At 52.2% G+C, this 9,748-nt stretch carries 8 protein-coding genes; 4 read left to right on the top strand and 4 right to left on the bottom strand.

Features of this window, described 5'->3' with window-relative positions:
• From MK110_19545 to MK110_19560, 4 genes are all read left to right on the top strand, one after another.
• A partial coding sequence (locus MK110_19545) for a pyridoxal-phosphate dependent enzyme (GenBank protein MCH2213498.1) occupies positions 1 to 213 on the top strand: 213 nt, incomplete at its 5' end.
• A gap of 173 nt (positions 214 to 386) precedes the next feature.
• On the top strand, positions 387 to 1,892 hold the full coding sequence (locus MK110_19550; protein ID MCH2213499.1) for a hypothetical protein: 1,506 nt from the start codon (positions 387 to 389) through the stop codon (positions 1,890 to 1,892).
• Complete coding sequence (locus MK110_19555) at positions 1,889 to 2,917, top strand: ThuA domain-containing protein (GenBank protein MCH2213500.1); 1,029 nt, start codon at positions 1,889 to 1,891, stop codon at positions 2,915 to 2,917. Before MK110_19550 ends, MK110_19555 begins: the two co-directional genes overlap by 4 nt.
• A 108-nt stretch (positions 2,918 to 3,025) precedes the next feature.
• On the top strand, positions 3,026 to 4,453 hold the full coding sequence (locus MK110_19560) for an Nramp family divalent metal transporter (GenBank protein MCH2213501.1): 1,428 nt from the start codon (positions 3,026 to 3,028) through the stop codon (positions 4,451 to 4,453).
• Positions 4,454 to 4,705: 252 nt separating this feature from the next.
• On the opposite strand, the gene MK110_19565 is transcribed toward MK110_19560, so the two are convergent.
• The 4 genes from MK110_19565 to MK110_19580 all read right to left on the bottom strand — a co-directional run bounded on the left by MK110_19565 (position 4,706) and on the right by MK110_19580 (position 9,671).
• Positions 4,706 to 5,761 carry an SMP-30/gluconolactonase/LRE family protein gene (locus tag MK110_19565; protein MCH2213502.1) on the bottom strand — a complete coding sequence of 352 codons (1,056 nt, stop codon included), beginning with the start codon at positions 5,759 to 5,761 and terminating at the stop codon, positions 4,706 to 4,708.
• A gap of 212 nt (positions 5,762 to 5,973) precedes the next feature.
• Positions 5,974 to 7,644 carry an SUMF1/EgtB/PvdO family nonheme iron enzyme gene (locus tag MK110_19570; GenBank protein ID MCH2213503.1) on the bottom strand — a complete coding sequence of 557 codons (1,671 nt, stop codon included), beginning with the start codon at positions 7,642 to 7,644 and terminating at the stop codon, positions 5,974 to 5,976.
• 102 nt (positions 7,645 to 7,746) lie between these two features.
• A complete protein-coding gene (locus MK110_19575) occupies positions 7,747 to 8,673 on the bottom strand; it encodes a dihydrodipicolinate synthase family protein (protein ID MCH2213504.1) in 927 nt (308 codons plus the stop codon).
• Positions 8,674 to 8,738: 65 nt separating this feature from the next.
• Positions 8,739 to 9,671, bottom strand: coding sequence for an amidohydrolase (locus MK110_19580; GenBank protein MCH2213505.1), 933 nt, complete (start codon positions 9,669 to 9,671; stop codon positions 8,739 to 8,741).
• Positions 9,672 to 9,748: the final 77 nt, after the last annotated feature.

The following is a 9,748-nucleotide window of genomic DNA, read 5'->3' on the forward strand; positions in this document are numbered from 1 at the left end:
ACAAATGCAGTTACGGTCACTGATCAGGAGATTCAGGGGGCAATGAAGTGGCTGTACGAAAATCACGGCCTGCGAACTGAGCCATCGGGGGTCACCACCGTTGCAGCGTTGTTACAGGGGCGTGTGAAACTGACAGGCAGCGGCGATGTGGTGGCTGTTATCAGCGGTCGTAATGTGGACGAGTCCCGATTCCGTGAGTGGATTTCCGTGTAGGTGCGTCCAGTCCGGTTACTGTATGCCATTCCGGGGATGGCTGCCAAATCGAAAATGGAACAACGGTAGTTACGAAGCGGACAATGAGATTGCGCCGAACATACCAGTCGGAATCCGGCCCTGCTGAATTGAGTGGTCTGAGGGTGCGATCAAATGATCGCAGGAATATCATCATGAGAATTTCATCTTTTGCACTTCTTTTGTTTTCACCTGCTTTGATGTGTGCAGATGACGCAATCGAGGTCGGGAGCCGCCGCGAATTATTCATTGACAAATACATGATTCAATCGCTCGATGGCGTCACACGAAAGTTACATCATCCGGTCCCTCACGACATTGCGATTGTTAATGATGCGCCCTGGGAAGGCTGTGTCAGTGGTTACCACAGTATCGTAAGAGATCGTGATTTGTATCGGATGTATTATCGTGGTGCGGCAATCAGTGTGGCCGGGGGCATTTTACGGAAGGGATCGCAGGTCTCCTGCTGTGCAGAAAGCCGCGACGGCATCCACTGGGAAAAACCAATACTCGGACTCTATGAATACAATGGTTCCAGGGAGAATAACATCATCTGGACCGGGGGCGGGACGCATAATTTTTCACCGTTTCTGGACTCACATCCGAATTGTCCGTCCAGTTCACGATTTAAGGCGATCGCCGGAACATTACCACGCGGCTTGTTTGTATTTCATTCGCCCGACGGAATCCGCTGGTCATTGATGAACAGTGAACCCGTGATTACCGAAGGCGCCTTTGATTCGCAAAACGTAGCCTTTTGGGACTCGACTGCAGGAAAATACCGAGTCTATTACCGAGTATTGACTGAAGATGCTGCCACGGAAACTGACGGCAAGCCGCTTCGCGTTCGTGCGATTCGCACTGCGTCTTCATTCGATCTTCTCACCTGGAGTGATGAAGCGGATTTGACATATGAAGACTCACCTGTTGAACAACTCTATACGAATCAGATTGCGCCCTACCCCCGGGCACCGCATGTTCTGATTGGGTTTCCGATGCGCTATGTGGAACGCAGCTGGTCGCCATCGCTGCGAGCTCTGCCGGACACGAAGCGCAGAGAACAACGATCTGCCGTGCACATGCGACTTGGTACGGCGATTACGGAAACACTGTTGATGTCAAGTCGTGATGGAGTTCACTTTGATCGCTGGAATGAAGCGTTTCTGCCACCGGGTCCCGAGCGAACCGGTACGTGGAATTACGGAAACAATTCTGTTGCCTGGCAGATCGTGGAAACGGAATCTGCATTACCCGAGGCCCCGAATGAGCTTGCTTTTTACGCCGCTGAAGGAGGATGGATGGGTGACAGTAATGCCGTGCGACGATACACCATGCGATTAGATGGTTTCGTATCCATCCATGCGGGATGGAAAGGTGGCGAAATGACGACTCGACCGCTGCAGTTTAGCGGCAATCAACTGAGCATCAATTTTGCCACGTCGGCGGCGGGAAGTATCCGTGTTGAAATTCAGAATGCTGATGGCGGGGCAATCGATGGCTTCGGTCTGAACGACTGTTCAGATATCTTCGGCGACACGGTTGACCGAACGGTTTACTGGAACGGCAGCTCTGAAGTCAGCGAGCTGGCTGGTCGGAGTGTGGTTCTGCGATTTGTGCTGAAAGACGCTGATCTTTACTCCTTCAGGTTTGGCTCCCAGTGATTGCACCAGAGCGTCTGATCGAACGGGCAGGACGAGTTGCCGGATCCACAGATTCGTTTGAGTTTATGAAGCCATCTGTCGCGGATCAGGCGTCTGCGTTGCTGCGCCACATGTTTTTACAGATGGCGGGGGTTCGGCAGTTTTCGATTCCCGCAGTGAAGATTACAGCATTACCATTTCGAACACTTTGGAGGAAACCTGGAATGAAAAACAAATTCGTCGGTATTTTATTTTCGGTCATTTCCTGCCTGCTGATATCGATGGTCAGCGATGTTTGCGCGGCCGATGATTCGTCCGTGAAGATCCTGTTGATCGGGAAAGAGCCGGACCATCGATTCGGCACTCACATGTACATGCACACTCAGAAGATGCTGGCCAGGTGTCTGCGGAAAACGGACGGGATCACAACGGTCGTTTCAGAAGGCTGGCCCCTGGATCCTGAGGTTCTGAAAGACGTCAAAACAATCGTGTTGTATTCAAGTCCCGGAGCAGAATTCCTGCTGGATGGTCCAGGCAGCGGGGCACTGCATCAAATGATGACGAACGGTGTTGGTCTGGTAACAATTCACTGGGCGTCAACTGTGTATGAAAAAAATCTTGACCGTCTCGGTGAGCGATGGATGGATTATCTGGGTGCCAGCTGGGTCTCGAATTATGGACTCAGTACCGATACATCGATTCTGACGCAGCTTATGCCGGAGCATCCCGTCTGCCGCGGATGGAAAGAATATGAACTCAATGATGAATTTTATCTTAAGCCGGTCATCAGAGCAGCAACGCCCCTGTTAAGGGTCACCACGAAGGGAGAGGACGTGATTGTCGGCTGGGTCTGTGAACGTCCCGGCAGCGGTCGATCCTATGGAACAACCCTGGGACATTTCTACCGCAATTTTCGGATCGAAGCATTCCGTCGTACAATCGTGAATGCCATTCTTTGGACAGCTCACGTTGAAGTTCCCGCGGGCGGTGCTCCCGTGGAGCTCAACGAAGCGGAACTGCAACTGCCTCCCCGGCCGCAGAACTGACCCGTACAGGCCCGGAACGACGTGAGCTCCTGCTTGTCAGGTCGCATCCGGAGGCACTAGAGTCAAGACCACCACTGCGTTGGATCATTTTCAATTCTGGACATCAACATGACGGACACACTGATTAAATATCCGGATATTCCGACAACTCTTGCAGGTCGCTTCAACTGGAGAATGTTGAAGTACTTTGGTGCAGGAGCAATTTTGGCATCTGTCACTATTGGAAGTGGCGAAACGTTGATGGCGTCACGAGGCGGATCCATTTTTGGCTACTCTGTGTTGTGGGCGGTTTTGCTGGCATCAGCAGCAAAGGCCGTACAGGTGTATACAGCGGCACGTCACATCACTTTGACGGGGCGGCATCCTCTCGAAGACTGGGCTCGGATGACGCTCTGGATTCCGTTGCTGCTGCTGGGCATGAGTCTGTGGTGTTTTCCTTTTCTGCTGTCGTTTCTATCGCTGGTACTGGGTGAGATCATCAATGAGATGTTTCACGTTGCGACACCCAATGATCCGGATTTTCGGCTCTGGACGCGCATTTGGGCGACAGGAGCGACTGTACTGGCAATCGCGCTGACGCTGATCCAGGGATACAGTCTGATGGAGAAAGTTCAAACAGCGGTCATTGGATTGCTGCTGCTCAGTATCGGGGCCGCATGTCTGGCGTCGAATCCGGACCTGCTGGCCGTGATTCAGGGGCTCTTTGTACCCGTGTCTCCCCAATATCAACCTTGGCTGATTGAGAAATATCCTGAAGCATTTCGCGACCGGACTCCATGGGTGGAAATCACCACGATCCTTGGATTTGTCGGCGGTGGCACATACGACTATCTGGGATATGTCAGCTGCCTTCGTGAAAAATCCTGGGGCGCAATTCGAACTGGTTCCGATTCCTCAGTGCGTCTGATAGCCGATGACACGGACAATCTGCGGCGCGGAAGGAAGTGGCTTGTTCCTCCATGCATTGACGTGACCACCAGTTTTGTCTGTGTCTTTGTATTCAGCATCTGTTTTGTAGTGCTTGGGGCTTCGGTTCTGCATCCACAAGAAATCGTACCGGCAAAAAATGGTGAGTTGTTGACTCATCAGGCCCAATTCCTGACACAATTGCACCCTGCCTTCCTGTATCTGTACCGAATTGGCGTCTTCATGGCCTTTTGGGGGACGATCTATGGAGCATATGAAATCTATTGGCGAACTGTGTATGAATGTTTGCGCCCTGTGAGCGAAAAAATCCGCCGAATGTCGTCCGGTACCGTACGGCTCTGCGTACTCCTGTATTGTGGAGTTGGAGCGATTGCGCTGAGTTGGCTCACAGAAAATCCGATCGGGCTGATCACGATCCCGTCATTGATCGGCGGAGTACTGTCGTGTGGTCTTTGGTGTTTTGGGATGATGTGGCTGGATCGGAAATCACTGCCGACAGCATTGAGGATGAAGCCGGTGCTCAGGATTGCCACTTTTGTTTCCGGTGCGCTGTTGACGAGTATCGGTGTCAAAGCCTTCTACGATTATGTCGCATCACCGTTGGGATAGCTCGTAGTTAACAGTCCGTTGCGCGACGGATGCGATCGTATTGCGTCGGCACTGGGTTGTGTTTGTCAGGGTACATACAACAGTTCCCAAAGGGATCGATGTGCCAGAAGCACAGGAATCCGGTGGAAAGCGTGGTTTGCCTGATCCTCCGCATTGGTTCGGGCTGCATCTCTTCCAGGCGTGATCAGGAGTGGACGCACGTCGTGATTCAGGTTGCGGAATGATCTATATCAACCCTGTATCTGGCCGCAATCAGCGTGCATTCCAGGGTAATTGATATCCTGCCACCGCCAGTCGAATCCGATAGAGGCTTCTGCCTGCCGTGACGTACAGCAGATTCGCGTCGTCACCACGGCCAAAGCCGACGTTGGTTGGAACTTCAGTTTTGATGTATGCCAGTTCTTTTCCGTCTGGTGAGTACACAGTAATTCCCGGTCGGTTCAACGCTCGAACTGCCACATAAAGATTTCCGTGTTCGTCGCAAACCAATCCGTCAGGGCCGTCTTCCGGGTAGTAGTCCACCAGAGTTTTGCGATATGTCGCGGTTCCATCTTCGTGAAGATCATAGGCCATCAGTGCCATATTGCCCTTTCGAAGTGGTGTGGCAACAGCAACCGGTCCTTCCGCATCACTGGCTTTGCCAAGTCGTTCAAAGCCCGTTGCACCATTGGCGTTGCTGACCACGTACAGACTTTTTTGATCGGGCGACACGCAGACACCGTTGGGTTTGCCTGCATCAGTGATAATGCGGTGAATCGAGCCATCGGTGTCGATGCGATAAACCCCCATCACCGGCTGATCGATTGTTTCGTGCCCGAGATATCTGGGATCACTAAAGTACATTCGGCCTTTCTCATCGACCGTAACGTCGTTTGGTGAGTTCAGTTTTCGGCCTTCATACATCGCCGCGATGATATAACTCATACCCGTTTTCATGTCCGTGCGAATCACACGTCGGCCACCGTAGTCAGCCCCTTCGCAGACAAGCATGTCACCGTTCGCATCGAATTTGATTCCGTTGGACATACCGCTCGGTGAACGAAAAATGGATGTCTTCTGGGTTTTTGGATTAAATTTCCAGATATGCCCGGCGTGGATTTCACCCGTTTCGGTTACAGCCTGATGTGAAAACGTAATATCGCTGAAGTAGACCATTCCGTCCGGAGCCACGCAGACTCCTTCGGTCAGCATGATTCCTTCGAAGAGTTTTTCCAGTTTGGCATTTGACGGTACGATCTGATCCTGAGCCACGCTCAAGGATGAAAATGTCACCAAAACGGACAACACGAAGTATCGAAAAGATGGCATGAATAATTCCCTGAGCGTTGCAGGAGGATTCGAAACTGTCTGGTACTGGTGTATTCGAGTATAGGGATGGTGCCGGTTAATCACCAACAATTGTCCGGTTAGATATTCCAACCCGACAATTGTTGGTGAATGCTGGCTGTTCCGAAGATGACGAAACCGATGATCCCACGTTGGCACGAACAGGAATCCACTGCGAGTCCCTCTGGACCGAACTATGGTTCCCGGACCACGCGGAAGCCAATCATACGGAAGGCCTGAACCGACGGCCAGGCGCCTGACCGACCATAACTTCGCGCATCCTGACCTTCGAAAAAGAAACACCCTCCTCGCAGCACGCGGAAGCTGCCGGTGGAGGGACCCTGTGGATTACGGACCGGGGAAGTTTGGTAGTAGTCGCGGCTGTACCAGTCAGAACACCATTCCATCAGATTGCCTGCCATGTCCATGGCGCCGTAGACCGAACTGCCGTTGTTCGTTTGGATTTTACCTCGCAAACTTCCGTCGTAATAACCGACCTGCTGTCCAGTATCGTAGATCTGAGAATCATCAATATTTGCATAGGAATGATCGATGGTGTTGCCCCAGGGGAATCTTCGTTGATCTGTTCCGCGCGCCGCCTTTTCCCATTCTGCTTCGGTCGGAAGACGATATCTCTTTCCGGTTCGGGTACACAGCCAGCTGCAATAAGCGCTGGCCGCGTCCCAGTTCATTCCCTGCACCGGATAGTGGTCAGAATTTGCGGTGCCTCCACCATGATTCCGTTCCTGGCTCCAGTACGGATTCTGATCTTTTGGAACTACCCGGTGACCAGGCCAGTATGCCGGGTTGTCATACCCTGGATCGTCACGGAACCGTCGCCACTGGGCATTGGTGACTTCATACTTTCCGACGTAGTACGCATCGAGGGAAACGGTATGGACTGGTCTTTCCCGTGATTCACCGTCACCAAAATTGTCACCCATTTTAAAGGATCCTTCGGGGACGTAGACGAGTTCCCCATACCCATCGTTGATCACCTGGGGACTGACATCCTGTGGCGACTGGTTTTGGGACCCCTTTTGTCTGGGCAGCGGGCCAAAGAATTCACTCATGGTGAGAAAATGTTTCAGTGAATCCATCCACGGACGGAACTCCGGGCTGGAAAATGCCGCACCGAATCCGTGGCGTCCTTTTTGCAGTATGTGGAGTTCAGCAACGCCGCCCGCGTGATTGATATCGGTGAACAACTCAGCGGATTTAGTGGCCGCGCCATCTGCGGCAGCAGACAACAGGTACGTAGGTGGAAATTCAGCGAGATTTTCCTGAGGAGTCGTGCTGCCGGTTCCGTAGATCATTCCCAGCGAATGAGGCCTGGAACTCAAGCGATCGACCGGGTCGGGGGCATTCGGATTTCCTGCATCCGATGCAGCCGCGACATAACGCGCCATCGAGGAACCCGCAGAGAACCCAATAAACATTAATCGTTTCGGATCAAGATCCCATTTGTCGGCTTGTGAACGCACGACACGAATCGCTCGATTTCCGTCGAGGGTTCTTGCCTCATGGTCGTATGTCGGAGACATACGGTAAGTCAGTACAAATGCCGTCGTGCCCCACTCATTGAAACGTTCAGCAATCTCGATTCCTTCTGAGCCGTACATCAGCATGATGTTTGAACCGCCGGGTGCGATGATGACTGATGAGCCATTCCGGTGCCCTTCGGACGCCGGGAATACGGTGAGCAGCGGGTTGTCCAGCGGTCCATCACTCTGCGCCAGTGGCACCTTCCCAGGTTCCCACAGCGGGATATTGTAATTTTCACTGGCGGATGCACATGTCGCAGCGAAAACAGCAATGAATGTAAGGATCGACTTTTGTCTTGTGGAGAAACATAAATGAGTCATAAGGGGACCGGTCTGACGTGTTTCGCGCCGAGTGATTCCATCGCAACAGCGCCGGGGACTATCGAGTAATTTGATCACTCTGCACTCTTTTCAGGATTGTGATTATGCGTTGCTGCTGTTTTGGGACGGAACCCACTCCGGCAGACGTTCCTGAAGCAAGTCGACAAATATTTGAAACTCTTTGTCGCTTGATCCTGTGTACGGCGGGAGCATTCGAAGTGGAAATTCAGCGTGATACATTTTTGAAAAAAGCTTGTCATAGGCCCCGTCGATGCGGCCACCAGGAATGGTTTCGAACAGTGTCTGGCTGACGATATTCAATTCCCGCTGGATGGATGTCAGTGTTGCGACATCGGACTTCTGTCCCGCTTCCAGCAACGAATAGAGTTTGGGAAAGTTCATTACGAATGATGCCAGTATACTGCACTCGCCAAACAGCGAGCCATAAACGTATCCGTCTTCCGACAGAAAGTGCTGCAGTTCCGGTGCATCCCTGACCAGACTGCGAATGTGCGAAAGAGAGTCGCCCGTGTTCTTCGTTGCGACAAGATTCGAATGACGTTCCGAAATGCGTCGGTATTCCGGACCAGAAACGATCCGTTTGGCACGCGGGAGGTTGTAATGCATGAATTCACAGTCCGGGAAACGTCCGCAGGTTTGATCGAAAAATTCGAATACCTCGGCCTCGTTCAATGCTCCCCAGCTGGGAAGTGAAATCTGAAATTGTCGTACGCCCGCATCGAGACAACGCTCGATACGCTCCACAATCGTTCCCAGTGACAGGTGAATCACACCCACCATTGGTTCGGCATCCGCCTTTTGCATTTCATCGACAAAGGCACTGACGATCTTGTCGAACTGCTGATCCGTCACTGCGTATCCTTCGCCAGCCGTACCAAACAGATACAAGTGACGAGTTCCTTCCAATGCGGTACGGACACCACGTCGAAAAATCGATTCAAGGAAACGTTCCTCTTCATCCCAGGGAATTTCACAGGTGCCCATAATACAGGTGGGGTAGCGTTTCATTTCTCTATTCATCCTGTGAGTGACCCTGACGCTGGAAACATCATGTTACTGTTCCGGGGCGCATGCTATCCGGAAGTAAATCCGAACAATTTTTCGGCAGTGCCGCCGAAGATCTTTGAGCGGTCATCAGTTGAAAGATGTGCCAACAGTTCGGATGCCTGCTCGCGGTAGTCTCGATAAGTTTCGCCGGTTGCCTCCGCATTGAAGCCGCCACCATACATCATCCGATCGGGACCGTAGGCATCGGTGAGTCTGCGAACGATCGGCTTCACATCACGATGAGGATATTGAGTCTGATCGGGCAGCGACGACACTTTCATCACCGTATTGGCGAACCGTGACCAGCGGATGACGACGTCGTGTTCTTTGATCGTTCCCTGCATGGGGCGTCCCAAATGGTCGATGACCACAGTGACTTTTGAAAACTCTTTGATCAGTGATTCAAACCCAGGAGCGTAACGTGGTTCAAAGTGAAGCTGAATCGCCAGTCCCAGATCAGCGGCGGTTTTCCACAGATTGCGGAGCTCCTTCGTTCCAAACGGGGGTAGTCGGCGAGGTGCATAGGCGTGAATTCGTGCCGCCACAATCTGATCAGGATTTCTCTGTACCAGCGGCCCCATGCCATCAACGGACCCTGGACGATCCGCGAAAAATAAACACGTTCCTTTCAGTTGACTGCCGCCGGCCTTCAAACAATGTTCCAGATAACGGTGATCATCCTGATATGGCTCGGGATGAACAACGACGGCAAAGTCGACACCAGCCCCGGTCATGCAGTTCAGCAAATGTTTCGGAGTCGCTGCCGAATCAGGCTGATACGGTGCATGATTGTGATAGGGGAATTCGGAATCCTTTCCGGCGAAACAATGGAGATGCGTGTCAATAACGACAGATTGCTTTTCCTGGGCTACTGCCGCTTTACCAACCGGCAATGCCGGCAACAACGGGATCGTGGCGGTGGCACTGTGCAGCAGCTGGCGACGGGTTAATTTTAACATGTTGACGTCTTTTGACTGTGTGTAATAAAGCGACGCAAAACAAGGAACTTCCAATCTGGAATTCCGACTGTCTGTTT

Origin of the sequence: Fuerstiella sp. (assembly GCA_022447225.1) — a bacterium.
Lineage (GTDB): Bacteria > Planctomycetota > Planctomycetia > Planctomycetales > Planctomycetaceae > S139-18.